Origin of the sequence: Rhodanobacter sp. Root480 (genome assembly GCF_001426645.1) — a bacterium.
GTDB lineage: Bacteria > Pseudomonadota > Gammaproteobacteria > Xanthomonadales > Rhodanobacteraceae > Rhodanobacter > Rhodanobacter ginsenosidimutans.
Genome location: NZ_LMEX01000002.1, coordinates 945,675 through 963,865, shown reverse-complemented (window position 1 = coordinate 963,865; position 18,191 = coordinate 945,675). Strand labels below are relative to the sequence as shown.

General features: G+C 66.8%; 16 protein-coding genes. 4 read left to right on the top strand and 12 right to left on the bottom strand.

The window, feature by feature from the left end:
• Window positions 1-10: 10 nt before the first annotated feature.
• Window positions 11-1,309 (bottom strand): MFS transporter, encoded by a 1,299-nt coding sequence (locus ASD22_RS11320; protein WP_056083149.1) that lies wholly within the window; start codon window positions 1,307-1,309, stop codon window positions 11-13.
• 648 nt (window positions 1,310-1,957) lie between these two features.
• Between ASD22_RS11320 and ASD22_RS11315 the strand changes: the two genes are divergently transcribed.
• The 3 genes from ASD22_RS11315 to ASD22_RS11305 are packed head-to-tail and all read left to right on the top strand — an operon-like array spanning window position 1,958 to window position 5,317.
• Window positions 1,958-3,460, top strand: coding sequence for an MFS transporter (locus ASD22_RS11315; RefSeq protein WP_056084222.1), 1,503 nt, complete (start codon window positions 1,958-1,960; stop codon window positions 3,458-3,460).
• Window positions 3,460-4,500 carry a glycoside hydrolase family 43 protein gene (locus tag ASD22_RS11310; RefSeq protein ID WP_056083146.1) on the top strand — a complete coding sequence of 347 codons (1,041 nt, stop codon included), beginning with the start codon at window positions 3,460-3,462 and terminating at the stop codon, window positions 4,498-4,500. The genes ASD22_RS11315 and ASD22_RS11310 overlap by 1 nt, the downstream gene beginning before the upstream one ends.
• Window positions 4,490-5,317 (top strand): aldose epimerase, encoded by an 828-nt coding sequence (locus ASD22_RS11305; protein ID WP_056083144.1) that lies wholly within the window; start codon window positions 4,490-4,492, stop codon window positions 5,315-5,317. The genes ASD22_RS11310 and ASD22_RS11305 overlap by 11 nt, the downstream gene beginning before the upstream one ends.
• Before the next feature lie 166 nt (window positions 5,318-5,483).
• On the opposite strand, the gene rpoD is transcribed toward ASD22_RS11305, so the two are convergent.
• The gene (rpoD, locus tag ASD22_RS11300; RefSeq protein ID WP_056083141.1) at window positions 5,484-7,364 is read right to left on the bottom strand and encodes an RNA polymerase sigma factor RpoD; all 1,881 of its coding nucleotides are present in this window, start codon (window positions 7,362-7,364) and stop codon (window positions 5,484-5,486) included.
• Window positions 7,365-7,519: 155 nt separating this feature from the next.
• Entirely contained in the window at window positions 7,520-7,960 is a 441-nt protein-coding gene (gene dtd, locus ASD22_RS11295) for a D-aminoacyl-tRNA deacylase (protein ID WP_056083138.1), read from the bottom strand.
• A gap of 123 nt (window positions 7,961-8,083) precedes the next feature.
• Between dtd and ASD22_RS11290 the strand changes: the two genes are divergently transcribed.
• Window positions 8,084-8,971, top strand: coding sequence for a lipid A biosynthesis acyltransferase (locus ASD22_RS11290; protein ID WP_056083135.1), 888 nt, complete (start codon window positions 8,084-8,086; stop codon window positions 8,969-8,971).
• Window positions 8,972-8,974: 3 nt separating this feature from the next.
• Here ASD22_RS11290 and ASD22_RS11285 read toward each other — a convergent pair whose 3' ends face one another.
• The 9 genes from ASD22_RS11285 to def form a co-directional block, all read right to left on the bottom strand.
• Window positions 8,975-9,289, bottom strand: coding sequence for a tetratricopeptide repeat protein (locus ASD22_RS11285; protein WP_056083132.1), 315 nt, complete (start codon window positions 9,287-9,289; stop codon window positions 8,975-8,977).
• The gene (locus ASD22_RS11280; protein WP_056083129.1) at window positions 9,286-11,175 is read right to left on the bottom strand and encodes a glycosyltransferase family 39 protein; all 1,890 of its coding nucleotides are present in this window, start codon (window positions 11,173-11,175) and stop codon (window positions 9,286-9,288) included. Before ASD22_RS11280 ends, ASD22_RS11285 begins: the two co-directional genes overlap by 4 nt.
• Window positions 11,176-11,305: 130 nt before the next feature.
• On the bottom strand, window positions 11,306-12,121 hold the full coding sequence (locus tag ASD22_RS11275) for a glycosyltransferase family 2 protein (protein ID WP_056083127.1): 816 nt from the start codon (window positions 12,119-12,121) through the stop codon (window positions 11,306-11,308).
• 39 nt (window positions 12,122-12,160) lie between these two features.
• The gene (locus ASD22_RS11270) at window positions 12,161-12,622 is read right to left on the bottom strand and encodes an adenylyltransferase/cytidyltransferase family protein (RefSeq protein WP_056084220.1); all 462 of its coding nucleotides are present in this window, start codon (window positions 12,620-12,622) and stop codon (window positions 12,161-12,163) included.
• A 38-nt stretch (window positions 12,623-12,660) separates the two neighbouring features.
• Window positions 12,661-13,677, bottom strand: a complete 1,017-nt coding sequence (locus ASD22_RS11265) for a CDP-glycerol glycerophosphotransferase family protein (RefSeq protein ID WP_082520268.1) — start codon at window positions 13,675-13,677, stop codon at window positions 12,661-12,663.
• Window positions 13,678-13,828: 151 nt separating this feature from the next.
• Complete coding sequence (locus ASD22_RS11260; RefSeq protein ID WP_056083122.1) at window positions 13,829-15,103, bottom strand: O-antigen ligase family protein; 1,275 nt, start codon at window positions 15,101-15,103, stop codon at window positions 13,829-13,831.
• A gap of 151 nt (window positions 15,104-15,254) precedes the next feature.
• Window positions 15,255-16,559 carry a 16S rRNA (cytosine(967)-C(5))-methyltransferase RsmB gene (gene rsmB / locus ASD22_RS11255; protein WP_056083120.1) on the bottom strand — a complete coding sequence of 435 codons (1,305 nt, stop codon included), beginning with the start codon at window positions 16,557-16,559 and terminating at the stop codon, window positions 15,255-15,257.
• A 10-nt stretch (window positions 16,560-16,569) separates the two neighbouring features.
• A complete protein-coding gene (gene fmt / locus ASD22_RS11250; protein WP_056083117.1) occupies window positions 16,570-17,511 on the bottom strand; it encodes a methionyl-tRNA formyltransferase in 942 nt (313 codons plus the stop codon).
• Window positions 17,508-18,017, bottom strand: coding sequence for a peptide deformylase (def, locus tag ASD22_RS11245; protein ID WP_056083113.1), 510 nt, complete (start codon window positions 18,015-18,017; stop codon window positions 17,508-17,510). Before def ends, fmt begins: the two co-directional genes overlap by 4 nt.
• Window positions 18,018-18,191 lie beyond the last annotated feature (174 nt).

The window sequence follows — 18,191 nt, the reverse complement described above, 5'->3', positions numbered from 1 at the left end:
AGTTGGGGGATCAAGCGTGGGTGGGAGCAGTGCCGAGCGATGCGGGTTGCAGGCGCGGGGCCAGCGCGTGCACCGCCAGCAGGGCGAGCAGATAGGCCGAGCCGGCCATGATGAACAACGGCACGTAGCTGCCGGTGGCCTGCAGCAGGAAGCCGGCGAAGGTGGCGATCAACATGCCGCCGACCGCGCCGGCAAAGCCGCCGATGCCGACCACCGAGGCCACCGCGCGACGCGGGAACAGATCCGAGGCCAGCGTGAACAGGTTGGCCGACCAGCCTTGGTGGCCGGCCGTTGCCAGCCCGATCAACGCCACCGCCACCCACATGTGGCGGGCGTTGGCCGCAAACACGATGGGGACCACGCACAGGGCGCAGGCCAGCATCGCGCCCTTGCGGGCGCGGTTGGCGCTCCAGCCCCGACGGATCAGGTAGCCGGCCAGCCAGCCGCCGGCGATGCTGCCGACGTCGGCGGTCACGTAGATCGCGATCAGCGGCAGGCCCAGTTCCAGCAGGGACAGGCCATACGTGCTGTGCAGGAATTTGGGCAGCCAGAACAGCAGGAACCACCAGATCGGATCAGTCATGAATTTGCCGACGATGAACGCCCACGCCTGGCGGTGGTGCAGGATCGTTGCCCACGGCACGCGGGTGGTCGGTTCGGCGGGATCGCTCTGGATATAGGCCAGTTCGGCCGGCGACAGCTTGGGTTGCCGCTCCGGCGTCCGGTAGGTCAGCAGCCATGTGGCCAGCCATGTGGCACTGAGCACGCCGGTAAACAGGAACGCCGCTTGCCAACCCCACGCCACGGCGATGAGGGGCACCACCATCGGCGCCACGATGGCGCCGATATTGGAGCCCGAGTTGAAAATGCCGGTAGCCAATGCGCGCTCGCGCCGCGGAAACCATTCGGCAACGGTCTTGATCGCGGCCGGGAAGTTGCCGGCCTCGCCCAGTCCCAGTGCGAACCGGGCCAGCGCGAATCCCAACACGCTGGCGGCCAGCGTGTGGCTCATCGCTGCCAGGCTCCAGATACCGATGGAGAGGGCGTAGCCGATGCGCGTGCCGAAGCGGTCGATGATCGCGCCGGCGCACAGCAGGCCGATGGCGTAGGCGCACTGGAACGCGGTGACGATGTAGCCGTACTCGATCTCGTTCCAGCCGATCTGGTTTTGCAGGAACGGCGCCAGCACGCCGAGCACCTGGCGGTCGATGTAGTTGAGCGTGGTGGCCGCCAGCAGCAGCGCGCAGACGCGCCAGCGGTAGTGGCCCCCTTTCCCGGGCGGCGTGGTGGCAGCGTCGATGGCGTTCATGTCGATCTCCCTTGGCGATAGGCCGGCCGCGATGGCGGCGCGTCGTGGTTGATGGGCGGTCTGGTGTGTGCCCATCAAGCCGGCCCAGCGTCATCCTGACGGTGATAGCGCTACCAGTGAAAACAGCGCCCCATCGGGCAGGTCGCTGCCTTTGTGCCGTCCGTGGAAATCTCCCCTCACCCAACTACTTGTTTTACCGCTTTATGCCACATCCGGACACCCCCGTCGAATGCTGCTTTGCAGCGTGCGGGGTGTTAGTGTTAGCGCTATCTTTTTGAAATAAGTAGGGTGGCCCGCCGTGTGCGGTGGACTGCATGGACCCCTCGACAATAAAAGCGAATATCAGGGTTGGAAGGGGGAATCCGGTGCAGGTATCCGTCGCAGACCCCGCCGCCGTGGCGCGGGGCCGGTGGCTTTGCCATGCGGGTACCCGATACTTTCTGACGCAACAAACCGCCATGTCGTAGATTGGCGGCAGTGACACCGGCGGCCCGCCCGACGCAGACGCATCGAGCGGGCCGCCATATGTGCGACATCGATTGTTCGTCGCTCGACGCGCCGCCAGGCATGCATCACGGCGGTCGCCAGGCAGCGGGCGAAGGTGGCGTGACACTCCTCTCAGGCGCGACAGCGCGGAAGCGGTCCATCATGAAGCCATCCACAACCACGCGTAGCGCCACCGACCGGCTTTCGGTCACGGAAAAAGTCGGGTACAGCCTGGGCGACCTGGCCGCCAACCTGATCTTCCAGACGTTGATCACGTTCCTGGCCTTCTTCTATACCGACGTCTTCGGCATTCCCGCCGGCACGGCGGCCAAGATCATCTTCGTCGTCGGCCTGCTGGGAGCGTTCGTGTTCACCCCGGTGGTGGCGCTGCTGGCCGACCGCACCAATACGCGCTGGGGCAAATTCCGGCCGTGGATCCTGTGGACCGCGATCCCGTTCGGCGCACTGGCGCTGCTGGCCTTCAGCACGCCCGACCTGGCACCGGGCGGCAAGGTCATCTACGCGGCCACGACCTACACCCTGCTGGTGATGGTCTACGCCGCCAGCAACCTGCCGTACTCGGCGCTCAGTGGCGTGCTGACCGGCAGCATGGCCGAGCGCAACAGCATGTCGTCCTATCGCTTCGTGGCGGTGATGGTTGCGCAACTGATGGTGCAATCGCTGCTGCTTCCGCTGGTGCTGATCCTCGGCGGCGGCGACAAGGTGCAGGGCTTCCACAATGCGATGCTGCTGTTCGCGGGGGTCGGCACGGTGTTCTTGCTGATCACCTTCTTCACCACCCGCGAGCGCATCGTCCCGGCGCCGGAGCAGAAATCCAGCGTCCGCCAGGATCTGGCCGACCTGGCCGGCAACCGCCCGTGGATGGTCATGCTGCTGCTGACCATCATGGTGTTCACCACGCTGGCGTTGAAGGGCGGCACCTACGTCTACTACTTCGAGTATTACCTGGACGAACCGGCGCTGGCGGCGTTCCTGCATGGCATCGGCTTCAACAGGTTCATCGACGGACTCAACGCGCTGCTCACCGGCATTGGCCTGACCAAGTTCCAGTGGCCGGAAGACCCGGCGACCTCGGCGTTCAGCCTGTTCAACGCCGGCGGCATCATCTTCATGATCGTCGGCATCGGCTTCTCCAAGCGGTTGGCCGACCGTTTCGGCAAGCGCGACGTGTTCGGCGCGGCGCTGTTCGTCTCCACCTTGTTCCTGCTGGCGTTCCTGGCCTTTCCGCCGGACCGGATCGGGCTGGTATTCGTCGCGCAGATCCTGCACGGCTTCTTCTACGGCATCACCATCCCGCTGCTGTGGGCGATGACCGCCGACGTGGCCGACTACTCGGAGTGGAAGAACAACCGCCGCGCCACCGCGATCATCTTCTCGGCCATGTTGTGCGGCCTGAAGCTGGGCCTGAGCATCGGCGGCGCGCTGGTTGCCGGCCTCCTTGCCCACTACGGCTACGAGGCCGGTGCGCCGACCCAGGCCGCCGCCACGGTCGATGGCATCCGCCTGTCGGTCAGCCTTTACGCCGCGCTGCCGTTCCTGGCCTGCGTGGGGTTGTTGTTCTTCTACAAAATCAACAAGCCGATGGAGTCGCGCATCGAGCGCGAGCTCGAGCAGCGTCGGCGATTGGCCGAGGAGGCAGTCTGATGTCGAACCCTTCCACCGACGGCGTGCCGGAAAACCCCACTCCGGCCGAAGTGCAGGCGCTCACCGCGCAGGCGATCTCCAAGCCGCTGGTCACGCATATCTACACCGCCGATCCTTCCGCGCATGTGTTCGACGGGGCGCTCTACATCTACCCGTCGCACGACGTCGAGGGTGGCGTACCGTTCAACGACAACGGCGACCACTTCTGCATGGAGGACTATCACGTCTTCCGCATGGCATCGCCCGACAGCGAGGCGGTCGACTGCGGCGTGGCCCTGCACGTGAAGGATGTGCCCTGGGCCGAGCGCCAGATGTGGGCGCCGGATGCCGCGCGCAAAAACGGCAAGTACTACCTCTATTTCCCGGCCAAGCGCCCCGACGGCATCTTCCAGATCGGCGTGGCCGTGGGCGATCGCCCGGAAGGCCCGTTCAAGCCCGAGCCGCAGGCGATCGAGGGCAGCTACTCCATCGACCCGGCGGTCTTCGGCGACGAGGACGGCGAGCACTACATGTACTTCGGCGGTCTCTGGGGCGGGCAACTGCAGAAGTACCGCAACAACACCTATGCCGAGGCGAACGAGGAACCGGCGGCGAACGAACCCGCCCTGGGTCCGCGCGTGGCCAAGCTCGACGCTGCCATGACCGGCTTCGCCGAAGCGCCGCGCGAAATCGTCATCCTCGACGAACACGGCAAGCCGCTGCTGGCGGGCGACCACGACCGGCGCTATTTCGAAGGGCCGTGGATGCATCGCTACAACGGCACGTACTACCTGTCCTATTCCACCGGCAACACGCATTTCCTGTGCTACGCCACCAGTGACAACCCGTACGGGCCGTTCACCTACCAGGGCCGCATCCTGTCCCCGGTGGTGGGTTGGACGACGCACCATTCGACTTGCGCGTTCGGCGACAAGTGGTACCTGTTCTATCACGACGCCTTGTTGTCCGGCGGCGTGACGCATCTGCGCTCGATCAAGATGACCGAGCTGCAGCACGACGAGCAAGGCCGCATCGTGACGCTGCACCCGTATGGCGGCTGAGCAGGCGGATACCGACGTCACTGCCGAGCTTGCGCCGGGGCCGCTGCTGCGGATCGGGCATGGGCCGTTGTCGGTCGATATCGCGCCGGTTGCCGGCGGGCGCGTGGCGCAGGTGATGTTCGATGGCGTCGCCTGGCTGGTGGATTACGGTCCCCAGAACCAGGCGGCGATCGCCTGGGGCAGCTTCCCCATGCTGCCGTGGGCCGGTCGCGTACGGCGCGGGAAATTCGATTTCCACGGCCCCCGCCAGTTGCCGGTGAACCTGGGCGATCACGCCATCCACGGCGTGGCGCTGCTGCTGCCGTGGCAGGTGGACGAGCACTCGGCCACGCATGTGGCGATGTCGCTGCCGCTGCCGCGCGACCACCGCTGGCCGTTCGGCGGCCGTGCCCACCAGCGCATCGAGGCACGCGAGCGGGAATTGCACATGACGCTGTCGGTGACCGCCGGGGAGCAGGCCATGCCGGTCACCCTGGGTTGGCATCCGTGGTTCCTGAAGCCCGATCGCCTCGACTTCCAGCCGTCGCGTTTCTACCCCCGCGACGCCGAAGGCATGGCGACCCTGCCGTTGGCCGAGCCGCCGCCGGGGCCGTGGGACGATTGCTTCATCAACGAGCAGCCGGTCGTGCTGGCGCGCGGGCCGCAGCAATTGCGGCTGACGTCGAGTTGCGACCACTGGGTGGTCTACGACCAGCCGGCGCACGCCACCTGCGTCGAACCGCAGAGCGGCCCGCCCGATGCGTTCAACCTTGGCTCGGCGCAACAGCTCGAGCCCGGCGCCACGCTGTCGGCGTGGTACCGCCTGGCGTGGGACTGATCCGCACTCCACACCGACGGCTGTTGTAGGAGCGGCTTCAGCCGCGATGCTTTTGCCGCTGGTCGAAGAAGAGCGTCGCGGCTGAAGCCGCTCCTACAAAAAGAGCTCCGGCCCAACGAAAAAGCCCCGCACTTGGCGGGGCTTTCCGTTGATGGCGCGGTAGCGCTTATTCCACGTCGAGGAACGAGCGCAGCTGCTCCGAGCGGCTGGGATGGCGCAGCTTGCGCAACGCCTTGGCCTCTATCTGGCGGATGCGCTCGCGGGTGACGTCGAACTGCTTGCCGACTTCCTCCAGCGTGTGATCGGTATTCATGTCGATACCGAAACGCATGCGCAGCACCTTCGCCTCGCGCGGGGTGAGCCCGCCGAGTACGTCGCGCACGGTTTCCATCAGGCCCGTTTCCGTCGCCGAGTCGATCGGCGAGCTGGCGTTGCCGTCCTCGATGAAATCGCCCAGGTGCGAATCCTCGTCGTCGCCGATCGGGGTCTCCATCGAAATGGGTTCCTTGGCGATCTTCAGCACCTTGCGGATCTTGTCCTCGGGCATCTCCATTTCCTTGGCCAGTTCTTCCGGCGTGGCCTCGCGGCCAAACTGCTGCAGCATCTGGCGGGAAATGCGGTTCAACTTGTTGATTGTCTCGATCATGTGCACCGGGATGCGGATGGTGCGCGCCTGGTCGGCGATCGAGCGGGTGATCGCCTGGCGGATCCACCAGGTGGCGTAGGTCGAGAACTTGTAGCCGCGGCGGTATTCGAACTTGTCGACCGCCTTCATCAGGCCGATGTTGCCTTCCTGGATCAGGTCCAGGAACTGCAGGCCGCGGTTGGTGTACTTCTTGGCGATCGAGATCACCAGGCGCAGGTTCGCCTCGACCATTTCCTTCTTGGCGCGGCGCGCGCGCGCCTCACCGCTGGCCATGGCGCGGTTGATGTCCTTGATGTCGATCAGCGGCAGGAACAGCTTGCGCTCAATGGCGGCCAGCTTCTCCTGCTCCGCGTCGATCGCCTCGCGATGGGTCTTGACGTTCGGCGACCACTTCTGGCGCTTGCGGCTCAGCTCGGCCGCCCACTCGAGGTTGCCCTCGTTGCTGGGGAAGGTCTTGATGAACTCGGTCTTGGGCATCTTCACCTGCTTGACGAAGATGTCCATCAGCGCGCGCTCGTGGTGGCGGATATCGCCCACCACCTCGCGCAGCTTGCGCACGAAGCCGTCGATCAGCGCGCTGGGCAGCTTGAGCTTCAGGAACTCCTCGGCCATCTGGTCGCGCAGCTTCACGATCTTCTTGTCGGTGATGCTGTCGGCCTTGGGCGCGGCCTTCTGGAACTTGGCGTAGTAGTCGCGCAGCAGCTCCATGCGGCGCTTGACCTCTTCCGGATCGGGTCCGGTCGGGCCGGCCTCTTCCTCTTCCTCGTCTTCGTCCTCGTCGTCGCCTTCGGACTCGTCGTTGGGATCGGGCTCGGGCAGCAGCGCGGCGGCGGCTTCCTTTTCCTTGCGGGCGAGGTCGGCGGCTTCTTCCAGGTCCAGGAAGCCGGCCAGGATTTCACTGAGGCGGCGCTTGCCGTCCAGGTGCTGGTCGTACTCTTCCAGCAGCAACTCGATGGTGAGCGGGAAGCTGGCCAGCGCGGTCTGCACCTGGCCCAGGCCTTCCTCGATGCGCTTGGCGATGGCGATCTCGCCTTCGCGGGTCAGCAGCTCGACCGTGCCCATCTCGCGCATGTACATGCGCACCGGGTCGGTGGTGCGGCCAACCTCGGCGTCGACGGCGGAGAGCAGCGCCACGGCTTCTTCGGCGGCGGCTTCGTCGTCGCCGGAGGTGTTGCCGGGGGCGGCGCCATCGGCGATGGTGTCGGTATCCGGTGCGGCGTCGTGGACTTCAATGCCGACGCCCTTGAGCACCGCCATGATGTCTTCGATCTGCTCCGGATCGACGACGTCGTCGGGCAGGTGGTCGTTGATTTCGGCGTACGTCAAATAACCCTGCTCCAGACCCTTGGAGATGAGTGCTTTGATTTCCGACTGTTGCTCGTGGGGAGCTTTGCTATTCATTAACCGACCACCGCGGGGTTCAAGAACCGGACATTATAGCGATATGCTGCTTTTTTGACCAGTTTGCAAGTGAGAAATCGTCAGGATGGACCACGCAAAAAGCGCGCCAGATCGGGGCCTTGCGTGGTTTTCCGGTGCAGGGTGCAGGCCTCGCATCAGCCGGTATCGAGCCGGAACGTCACCGGGCCATCGTTGACCAGCCGGATCACCATATGGGCACCGAAGCGGCCGGTTTCCACCCCCGGGTGCGCGGCGCGCGCCAGCTCCAGCAGCCGGTCGAACCAGTGCCGGGCGTGTTCCGGCGACGCGGCGGAAGTGAAGCTTGGGCGCATGCCGGAGCGGGTGTCGGCCGCCAGGGTGAACTGGCTGACCAGCAACAGGCCGCCACCGGTATCGGTCAGCGAGCGATTCATGCGGCCGGCGTCGTCGGCGAAAACGCGGTAGCCGAGCAGTCGCTCCAGCATCCGCCGCGCCTGGGTCTCGCCGTCGTCCGGCTGCACCGCCACCAGCGCCAGCAGGCCGGGTCCGATGGCGCCAACGCATTCCTGATCGACCTCGACTTCGGCTGACAGCACGCGCTGGATCAGGGCAATCATGAGGGCTCGGCGTAGCGGGAAGCGCACAGCTTACGGCGCCAGCGGGGTCGGCGGAAGACGGTGCGGCGGATACCGGTACCGTCGGCGGGAGGATTCTGCGGCGGCCTCACGTAAACTTCGTGGATGCGTCCCGACGTCTACCTTCTCTATCTCGTGCTGCGTTTGCTCGCGCTGCTGCCGTTGCGGTTATTGCATGGCGCCGGTGCGCTGTTGGGTCGGCTGCTGCTGTGGCGTGGCGGCCGCACGGCGCACAACACCGCGGTGAACCTGCGCATCGCGCGGCCGCAACTCGATGACGCGGCCCAGGCGGCGCTGCTGCGCGACGTGATGATGGAGAGCGGCAAGTCGGTGACCGAGATCATCAAGATCTGGGGCAGCGGCGCGCAGCGTTCGCTGGGCCTGATCCGCGAGGTGCGTGGCGAGGCGCTGCTCGATGACGCACTGGCCGCTGGCAAGGGGGTGATCATCGCCGCGCCGCACCTGGGCTGCTGGGAGCTGCTCAATTACTGGCTGGGCAGCAAGATGCCGCTGGCCATTCTCTACCGTCCGCCGCGGATCGCGGCGATCGAGGCGCTGCTGCGCAAGGTGCGCGGCGCGCTGGCGCCCGAGCAGGTGCGCGCCGATGGCGCGGGTGTGCGTGCGCTGTACAAGCGGCTGGCCGCGGGTGGCACGGTGGGCATCCTGCCCGACCAGAAGCCGCGGGCGGGCGAGGGTCAGGCGGTGCCGTTCTTCGGTCGTGACGCGCTGACGATGGTGTTGCTGCCGCGGCTGGCCGCGCGCACCGGCGCCACCGTGCTGTTCGCGTTTGCGGAGCGGCTACCGCGTGGCGAGGGCTATCGCATTCATATCCGGCCCGCGCCGCCGCAGCTGGATGACGCGGACCCGGTGGTGGCCTGCAACGCGCTCAACCGTGGCGTGGAGGCCTGCGTCGAGCAGGCCTTTGCGCAGTATCAGTGGCAGTACAAACGCTTCTCGGGCCACGGCTGGGCCAGCCCTTACGACGCGCGCTGAATCTCAGCCCAGCCTCCGCAGAAACACCGCCATTTCCTTCTCCGCCTGCTTGTCGCCGCGCTGCGCCGCGGCCGCCATGCCGCTGCGCCATGCCTCGGCGGCGGCCGGTTCCTGGCCGGCGGCCAGGCAGGCCTTGCCCAGGGCTTTCCACGCCGCGGAATAGGCCGGGTCGAACGCCACCGCGCGCCGCAATTCCTCGATCGCGGCGACCGCGTCGCCGTCGTTCAGCAGTGCGGTGCCCAGCGAGAAACGCAGCAGCGCGCCGTCCCGCGGCCCACCGCATTGCTGGCGCAGGCTGGCGATCAGCGGCGCGCTCACGGTTGCAGCCGGTAACGCCGATCGTCGGCCGGGTAGACCTGGGTGGGGCGGCTGGGCTCGGGCGGGGTGTGGCCCTCGCGCAGGTCGGCCAGCGACTGGGCCGGCCATACCGCCAGCCACGATGAGCGGAACGGCTGCACCAGCAAGGCGTAGCGCAGGTCGTTCGGGTCGAGCGCGTCCGGGTGCGTCACCACCACCGCGTCCGGGTGGTCGCGGGCGAAATCCAGCAGCGCCTGGTCACCGTACAACTCGGTGATGGGCTGGGTCAGCCGCCCGGCGAAGTGGAACTCGCCGGCGTAATTGCCCAGGTAACCGATCGGTCGATGCGCCTGTTCGACGGCGCCGAGCAGGCGCGCCGCGGGGCGGATGTCGTAATTGCGCCACAAGGCCAGCGTGAATAATGTGTTGAGCGACAGCACGCCGATCAGCCCGGCAAATGCCAGACGCCGCAATTCGCCGCGACCGCGCAGCAGCAACAGCCCGCCCAGCAACAGGAACACCACGCTGAAATAGCGGCTGTATGGGGCGACATCGTGCGCCCAGTCGCCGGTCAGGACGTGGTTGGCCACCAGCAAGGGCATGGCGAACAGCAACAGCGCCAACACGATGCCGCCCACGCCCAGCGGCCAGGTGCCAAGCCCGCCGTGGGTGGCCAGCGCGGGATGCCTTTCGCGCAGCACCGCGATGCAGCCGGCGATCAGCAGCACCGCCCCGGCCAGCTCCGGCAGCAGGTAATAAAGCTGCTTGCCGCTGATCAGCGAAAACACCAGAAAGCCCGGCAGCAGCCAACACAAGGCGAATCGCAGGCCCGGCTCCAACGGTCGCCGCAGCAACGCGATCGACAACGGCACCAGCAGCAGGCAGACCAGCAGTTTCGCCGCCCATGGCGAGGCGCCGGGCATCACCGCCAGCGCCAGCAAACCCAGCAGCGCCAGCAGCGACAGCCACAACGCGGGCTTGATGCCGCGGCCCCATGGCCGTTGCAGCAAGGTTGCCGCTACCGCCACCGGCGCACGCGGCCAGCCACTGAACGGAAACAGCAGCGCCGGCAGCCACAACAGGTACCACCATGCTGCCTGGGCGTGGTTCTGCAGGTTCTTGCCTTTGGACAGTTCATCGACCACGCGGCCGGCCGTCTGCGTGAAAAACAATCGTTGCCGATACGCCTCGCCACCGGCGGCACCGGCCGGCAGCGCCCACGCCAGCAACATGCCTCCCCCCAGCAGCAACGAGGCCACGCCGCACCCGTACCAGCGCGCCCGATGCTGACGCGCCCAGTCGTTCCACAACGGGCCCAGCAACCACGGAAACACCACGTGCAGCAGCATCACCGGACCCTTGGTCAGCAGGCCCAGCCCGATGCAGATGCCGAACAGCAGCCAGCGCGGCTCGGCCCGGCGGGTCTTCGGCGTCAGGCACAGCAGCGCCGCCAGCGTCCACACCGCCAGCAGCACGTCGTACATGATCTGCAGGCCGAACAGGAACGCGTAGCCCAGCGCCAGCAGCATCCACGGTGCCGCCTTGGCCATCCACGGACGGTTCGGAAACAACCGCTGCGCCAGGGTCGATACCAGCACCAGTTGCGTGGCGCCGAACAAGACCTCCAGCACCCGCGGCCAGATGTCATTGACGCCGAACACGAACCAGCCGCTCTGGATCAGCCAGAACAGCAGCGGCGCCTTCTCGCTGTACGGCTCGCCATTGATGTACGGCACCAGCCAGTGGCCCTGGTTGAACATCTCCCACGCCACCGCCAGCGTGCGGGTGGAATACAGCGGCATCGGCCCGTGCGAAAAAATGGCCAGCAGCGCCACCACCGTCCACAACAGCAACCACGACCACATGGCGCGCAGGTTTTCGAGACGGCTGTAGGCGTTGAGGGGCACGGGAAAGCTCACGGTGGAGAGGCAGCCGATTCTAGCCTGCGCCGCATCGCGGCAACGTGGCCGGTGCCGCAGATCGTACCGGCCGGTGCGTCGCGGGCGCGTCCTCGCATGCGTTGATCGGCGGCGATTTCTAGCGGTCCAGACCGTGGCGGATCAGCACGTCGCCGGCCATCGCCACCGACGCCGGGTTGCGGCACATCTCGTAATAGCGCATGCGCTTGTAGACCGCGTAGCTGGCATTGGTCTGCGAAACCGCGAAACCGCGCCAGCCGTCGAACATGGCCAGGCGCAGCACGTAATCCTTGAAGAAGGTAGTGACGAACACCAGCGCGCAATCCCACATGCGCGGCTTGCGGCCCTTCTGTTGCCAGTCGCGCGCCTTCAGCTCGGCGTAGCGCAGCACCTTCAGGCCCTTGTGCACCAGGGTGGGGTTGTTCTCGTGCTCGAACGGCGCCTTGAACGATGCCTGCGGCCCGTCCCAGGTCAGCGATTCATGCACCCGCACGTCGCGCCAGCGGGCGCGGTCGCGGTGATACAGCCGCGCCAGTTTCTCGCCCACCATCGGCCGGTACCAGCGCATCGGCGCGCCCATGTACAGCGTGCGTCGGCGCAGGATGCCCACGGCCGCCTCCGACGCCATCACCTGCGGAAGCCGTTGCGCCAGCTCACCCGCCAGTTCCGGCGAGAGGAATTCATCGGCATCCAGCACCAGGATCCACGGGTGGCTGGCCTGGGTGGTGCCGAAGTTGCGCTGCGGGCCGAAGCCCAGCCAGTCCTGGTGCACCACGCGGGCGCCGTGGGCGCGGGCCACCTCGAGGGTGGCGTCCGTGCTGCCGCAATCGACCACCAGCTTTTCCGCGGCGAACGGCACGCTGTCCAGGCAGCGGCCGATCACGGCCGCCTCGTTGTGGGTCATGACGACCAGGGTCAGGGGAAGCTGGGGCATGCGGCGATTTTACCAGTCAAGCCAGGGTCGCTGCGGCGGTCAATCGAAGCGGTCGATGATCGCCGAAATGACGTTCAACGCCTGCCGCAGGTCGTTCACGTGTTCCTTGTCCAGCACGCGCAGGAGTTTCTTCATGCTGCTGCTGGATATGCCTTCGGTGCGCGGCAGGTAGACCACGTTGCAATGCGCCTTCAGTTCGTCGAAACGACCGGTCCAGTCCGCGCCCATGCCGAAGGTGGACACGCCGTACTTCGCGATGTCCCCAACCTTCTGCTCCCAGTGGCTTTCGGGGATGGCCAGATCCACGCATTTGATGTTCTGCACGATGCGTTGGCGATCCTCGAACGGCACGATGGTCTGCTTGCCCTTGGTGGCGTTGAACTCGTCGGTGGACACGCCTACCACCAGGTAATCGCCCAGCGCCTTCAGCCGCTGCAGCAGGTTCAGGTGGCCGATGTGGAACAGGTCGAAGGTGCCGTAGGTCAGCACGACGTTTTTCATCGATCGAATCCCTGCCTCGTTGGTGTCGACGGCGCCGGTCATCGCAGCTTGCGCCAGTATTTGAAGCGGCGCAGCAGGCTCAGGGGCTTGCGCTTCAGGTCGCCGCGGCCCGTCGCCAGCATCGCTTCCACCGCGTCGAGCACGCGTTCGCTGGAGCGTCCGTCGCGCAGTGGCTGCATCGCGTGGGCATATTCGCGGCGCGCTTCGCGGGATGGATCGTCACCGCCGAGCGCGGCTTCCAGGCTGCTCTCCAGCGCGGCCGGATCGTCCACGTTCACCAGGTGCGGGCCGGGCAGGCGATTGCGGAATGCCACCACGGGCTTGTCCAGCAACATGAATTCGGCGGCCACCGACGAAGTGTCCGTCAGCAGCACGTCGGCGTCCTGCAGCAGCGGCGCCAGCGCGGTGGTCGACACGATCTCGTAGTTGTCGGCATGAATCGCGCGCAGCGGCGCGGCGAACTCCTCGGCCATCTTCGGATGGAACTTCACCGTCCAGCGCCACGGCCGACGCGCCACGATGCCGGCAATCCCGGCGGCCAGGGCCGGCGCCGAAGTGAGCGAGGGGCTGAAGGTGGGCGCGTAGAGGATGCGTTTTTCATCGCCCTCGGCGCGGGCGGCAGGCGCCGTGCGCAACAACACGTCGGTTTTCGGCCAGCCGGTTTCCACCACCTTGAACCAGCCGTGCTGCCGCGCCAGCTGCTCGAACGGCGCGGTGGTCAGCGGGCCGAAAGTGCAGAACAGGTCGAACATGCCGCGGATGCGGAAGTGGCCTTTCTTCTCGATGCCCAGGCCGTGGAAAACCTGCACCTTCAGCCCCGGAAACGACAGCGGCACTTCATTGCCCGGCACCAGCACGGCGTCGGGATGGAACGCGCGCACTTCCGCCGTGGTGCGCAGCAAGCGTTCGCCCGGAAGCAGGTTTCCCGGCACCGGGCCATTCAGGAACCACGCGACCTCGTCGCCGCGTTCCAGCGCTGCCGCCTGCAGCGGGCGAAGGATCTCGAACGCATACGACAGCTCGGCGAAAAGCAGGTAACGGTACGGCTTTGCCATGGAAAATCCCGAACGCGGCGCCACGCCGCGGCGCCAGAAAAGCACTCCCCGTTTCCGGCCTGCATCGGCGCGGTATCGAAAACGCAGGAGATCGATGGGCGAAGTCTAGCGTTTGCGGTCGCGTCCTGATCGATGCGACGTCGCCCGGCGATCAGGTCGCGCTGCTTCTCTCGGCCCGGCAGCGAAGCCCGTTGCCCACGCGCACGGCCAGGCCAAGCAGCAGGAAAAAGAACAGCGATTGCGACATCACCCGGAAAAGCACGCTTTCCGTGAGCGCGCAGACGGCATAGAGCACCACGATCGCCAGGCCGGCGTACGCGGGCCGGGACACGGCGTCGTCGGGATCGGCCGCGTGCCGGAAAAAATAGAAGAACGGCAGCGCGAACAGCAGCAACAGCACCGCCAGCCCGAAGATGCCGCGGGTGGCGGCGGCGTCCAGGTATTCGTTGTGCGGATGGCCGTATTGCGCGACCGCCACATTGGTGCGCCCGGCCGCCACTTCGCTGCGGATGTAGGTGCCGAAACGGTCGATGCCCACGCCGGCCAGCGGATGTTCCTTGAACGCGCGCACGGCCGTGCGCCACATTTCCAGCCGCTCGCGCACGGCGCCCCTGGCGTCGTGGTTGGGGTTGTACGAGCTGACTTCCTGGCTGATGCTGGCGAAGCGCTCGACCAGTCGACCATCGAGATTGGCAGCGGCGGTGAGCGCGGCGGCGATCCCGATCACCAGGATCGGCAGCCATTGCCGGCGCCGCAAACCCTTGCGATAGCCATGCAGCGCCATCACCAACGCAAACGCCGGCACGAACGCCAGCAGCGGCCCGCGGCTCTGGGTCAGCAGCGCGCCATAGATACCCAGCGCCATGGCGGCGCCATGCAGCCACTTCTCGCCTCTGGTCGCCTTCGGGTTCAACAATTGCAGCAGCGCCAGCAAGGTCAGCCCCAGCATGACGGTGGCGAATTCGATCGTGCTGGCGGGGCCGCCATTGAGCCCGGCCGGGCGCAGGACACCGTAGAAGTGGTGCTGCACGATGCTCACCGCGCCGAGGAAAATCAGCGTCAGGCTGAAGCCGTTCCAGACCTTGCGCATGCTCAGGCCAAGGCTGAAAACAGCGGCGATCACGGTGTACATGATGATGTGCGCCGACTGGTCGAACTCGCGCCAGCCGAGTTGGTGTTGCCAGATGTTGACCACCGAAAGCGCCACCATCAGCGCCGCGGGAACCAGCGCGGGCCAGGCATGGCGGTAATCGCGGCGCACCGCCCGGTTCCCCACCAGCAACCACAAGCCGGCCAGGAATAGCAGTGCAATCGGCAGCACCCTGACGTGTTTTTCGATGGAGAACGACAGTGGGACCAGGATCACCAGCCAGGTGCAGCACGCCAGTGCCCATCGCTTCAACTGTGTACCGTGCATGGCGTCCATTGCGTTCCAGCGGTTGCGCGATTGGGTGGGTGGTGGAGCGACGTGCCGCCCGGGGGAAGGCAGACGGTGTGCGGCAGCGGCTGGAAAATAGCAAATCGAGCCGAACGGACGCGTTGTATAGCTGGCCCCGGCTTACCGCCAGCTGAGCCTTTCATCGGGTCCGTTTTTCGATCACGGCGTAATACATGCCATCCAGGTCGCCGTCACCGGGCAGGATCTGCCAGCCGACGCCGGCCGCCTGGCCCGCCGGCAAGGTGAAGGCGGTCGCCCGCGCATCGGGCTGAGTGGCCAGCAGTTCGCCCACGATGGCCTCGTTCTCGGCGCGCAGCACCGAGCAGGTGATGTAGACCAGCCGGCCAGCCGGCGCCAGCAGCGGCCACAGTGCCGCCAGGATGCGGCGCTGCTGCGCGTGCATCGCGGCGATGTCGCTTTCGCGCCGGTGCAGCCGCACGTCGGGGCGACGGCGCAGCACGCCGGTCGCCGAACAGGGCGCGTCGATCAGGATGCGGTCGAACGGCTGGCCCTTCCACCAGCCCTTGGGCGCACCGGCGTCGCCGATCACGACTTTCGCATTCAGGCGCAGCCGCATCAGGTTCTGGCGGATGCGCTCGGCGCGGGCGGCGTCGAACTCCAGCGCGGTGAGGTCGATGTCGGCGCGTTCGAGCAGATGGCAGGCCTTGCCGCCGGGCGCGGCGCAGGCATCCAGCACGCGCAGGCCGTCGCGCAGGTCGGCCAGGTCGGCGGCCACCTGGGCGGCGCCATCCTGCACGGCGAAAAAGCCGTCCTCGAAGCCGGGCATGCGGGTGACGTCGGTGCTGTGCGGCAAGACCAGCGCGTCGCTCAACCACGGGTGCGCGCTGGCCGCATAGCCGGCGGCATGCAATTGCTCGATCAGTGCCAGGCGTTCGCTGCGCTGGCGATTGACGCGCAGCATCAGCGGGGGTTCGCGGTTGTCCGCTGCCATCACCGCGTCGGCCTGTTGCGGCCAGTCGCGTTGCAACGCGGCGGCCAGCCACGCCGGATGCGCGTGGCGGGTCTGGGGCTTGGCGTCGAGACGGCCGAGCAGGCTGTCGCGCTCGCGCTGCCAGCGTCGCAGGATGGCGTTGACCAGGCCCGCCAGCTGCGGCCGGCCGAGCGTGCGCGTCGCCTCGACCGTGGCGGCCACGGCGGCGTAGTCGCTCAGCTGCAGGATTTCCAGTTGCACCAGCCCCAACACCAGCAGCGCGTGCACGGCCGGGTCCTTGTGCCGCAGTGGTTTTTCCAGCAAGCCGTCAACGGCGGCATCGAAACGCAACCACCAGCGCGCGCCTTCGCTGAGCAAGGCCATCAACAGTGCGCGATCGCGCGGGTCGGCCAATCGCCGTGCGTTGCGTTCCATCACGTCACGCAGGGATGCGCCGCGCAACGCGACTTCGGCCAGGCCCTTGGCGGCGAGTGCGCGGGTATCGGGTTTCATCGGTGGCACGTCATGGCGTGCGCCGCAGGTCGGGGCGCGCGTTGAGGTAGTCAGCGACGTTGACCCGTTTGCCACCAGCGCGTTGAACCGCCAGCACGCGCAGTGCGCCATGGCCACACGCCAGGTCGATGCCGTCCCGGTTGGCTGCGATCACGCTGCCGGGCGCCACGTGATGTGTGATGTCGATGGCTTGCGCGGCCCAGATCCGCAAGCGCTCGCCGGCGATCTCGCCTTCGGCGACCGGCCAGGGATCGAATGCGCGCACCTGGCGCTCCAGTTCGATCGCCGGGTGCTGAAAATCGAGCTTCGCTTCGGCCTTGTCCAGCTTGTGCGCATACGTCACGCCTTCGTCGGCCTGTGGCACAGCGCCCGGCATGTTGCCGGCCAGCAGGCAACGCAGGCCATCGGCGAGCACGTCGGCGCCCAGCGCGGAAAGACGGTCGTGCAGCGAGCCGCCGGTATCGTCGCGGCTGATCGGCGTGCGCCGTTCCAGCAGGATCGGGCCGGTGTCCAGGCCCGCTTCCATCTGCATCAGGTCGACGCCGCTTTCCGCGTCGCCGGCAAGAATGGCGCGCTGGACCGGCGCCGCGCCACGCCACCGCGGCAGCAGGCTGGCGTGCACGTTCCAGCAACCGAAGCGCGGGATGGCCAATACCTTGCGCGGCAGGATCAGGCCGTACGCCACCACCACCAGCAGATCCGGCTGCAAGGCGGCCAGCGTCTGTTGCGCTTCGGTGGATTTCAGCGAATCGGGTTGATGCACCGCGATGCCGGCCGCCAACGCGGCCTGTTTCACCGGGCTGGGCGTCAGCTTGCGGCCGCGGCCGGCGGGGCGATCGGGCTGGGTATAGACGGCCACCACCTCGGCGCCGCTGGCGCGGCAGGCCTCGAGGCAGGGCACGGCGAAATCGGGGGTGCCGGCGAAAACCAGCCGCAAGCCGGCGCTACTCAAGCACTGGCCGCCTGCTTGCGCGCCTTCTCAAGCCGCTTCAGCAACATGCCGCGCTTCAGCGCAGACAGGTGGTCGACGAAGACCTTGCCGTCGAGATGATCGATCTCGTGCTGGATGCAGACCGCCAGCGGTCCCTCGACATCGACGACGAACTCGTTGCCGTCGGCGTCGTATGCCTTCACTTTCACCTTCAAGGCGCGGGTGACATCGGCATACAGGCCGGGAAACGACAGGCAACCCTCCTGGTAAACCTGCGAGCCTTCCTTTTCCAGGATCTGCGCGTTGATCAGCGCCAGCGGCTCGGTACGCCCCTCGCTCATGTCGGTCACCAGCACGCGCTGGTGCACGTTGACCTGGGTCGCGGCCAGGCCCACGCCATTGGCCGCGTACATGGTTTCGAACATGTCGGCGACGAACTGCTTCAGCTTCGCGTCGAACACGGTTACCGGCGCGGCACGGGTGCGCAGGCGTGGGTCGGGGAATTCGAGAATGGACAGAACGGACATGGTTTTTTCACCTCGACGCCGAAAGTGCGGGCGACTTGGTGAAAATCGAGCCCTGGCGCCATTTAGAATGTGCCTCATTGTACGTCGGCAAGCGCGTGTCTGCAGACGATTTTTGTCGACGGACGACTGTTGCGCGTCAAAAGGGTTCAGCTACACTCGACCGAGCATAAGGGG

What these genes read in the sequence shown, in the direction of transcription:
- ASD22_RS11320 (WP_056083149.1), bottom strand. Translation starts at nt 1,309, where the DNA reads ATGAACGCCATCGACGCTGCCACCACGCCGCCCGGGAAAGGGGGCCAC.
- ASD22_RS11315 (WP_056084222.1), top strand. Translation starts at nt 1,958, where the DNA reads ATGAAGCCATCCACAACCACGCGTAGCGCCACCGACCGGCTTTCGGTC.
- ASD22_RS11310 (WP_056083146.1), top strand. Translation starts at nt 3,460, where the DNA reads ATGTCGAACCCTTCCACCGACGGCGTGCCGGAAAACCCCACTCCGGCC.
- ASD22_RS11305 (WP_056083144.1), top strand. Translation starts at nt 4,490, where the DNA reads ATGGCGGCTGAGCAGGCGGATACCGACGTCACTGCCGAGCTTGCGCCG.
- rpoD (WP_056083141.1), bottom strand. Translation starts at nt 7,364, where the DNA reads ATGAATAGCAAAGCTCCCCACGAGCAACAGTCGGAAATCAAAGCACTC.
- dtd (WP_056083138.1), bottom strand. Translation starts at nt 7,960, where the DNA reads ATGATTGCCCTGATCCAGCGCGTGCTGTCAGCCGAAGTCGAGGTCGAT.
- ASD22_RS11290 (WP_056083135.1), top strand. Translation starts at nt 8,084, where the DNA reads ATGCGTCCCGACGTCTACCTTCTCTATCTCGTGCTGCGTTTGCTCGCG.
- ASD22_RS11275 (WP_056083127.1), bottom strand. Translation starts at nt 12,121, where the DNA reads ATGCCCCAGCTTCCCCTGACCCTGGTCGTCATGACCCACAACGAGGCG.
- ASD22_RS11270 (WP_056084220.1), bottom strand. Translation starts at nt 12,622, where the DNA reads ATGAAAAACGTCGTGCTGACCTACGGCACCTTCGACCTGTTCCACATC.
- ASD22_RS11265 (WP_082520268.1), bottom strand. Translation starts at nt 13,677, where the DNA reads ATGGCAAAGCCGTACCGTTACCTGCTTTTCGCCGAGCTGTCGTATGCG.
- ASD22_RS11260 (WP_056083122.1), bottom strand. Translation starts at nt 15,103, where the DNA reads ATGGACGCCATGCACGGTACACAGTTGAAGCGATGGGCACTGGCGTGC.
- rsmB (WP_056083120.1), bottom strand. Translation starts at nt 16,559, where the DNA reads ATGAAACCCGATACCCGCGCACTCGCCGCCAAGGGCCTGGCCGAAGTC.
- def (WP_056083113.1), bottom strand. Translation starts at nt 18,017, where the DNA reads ATGTCCGTTCTGTCCATTCTCGAATTCCCCGACCCACGCCTGCGCACC.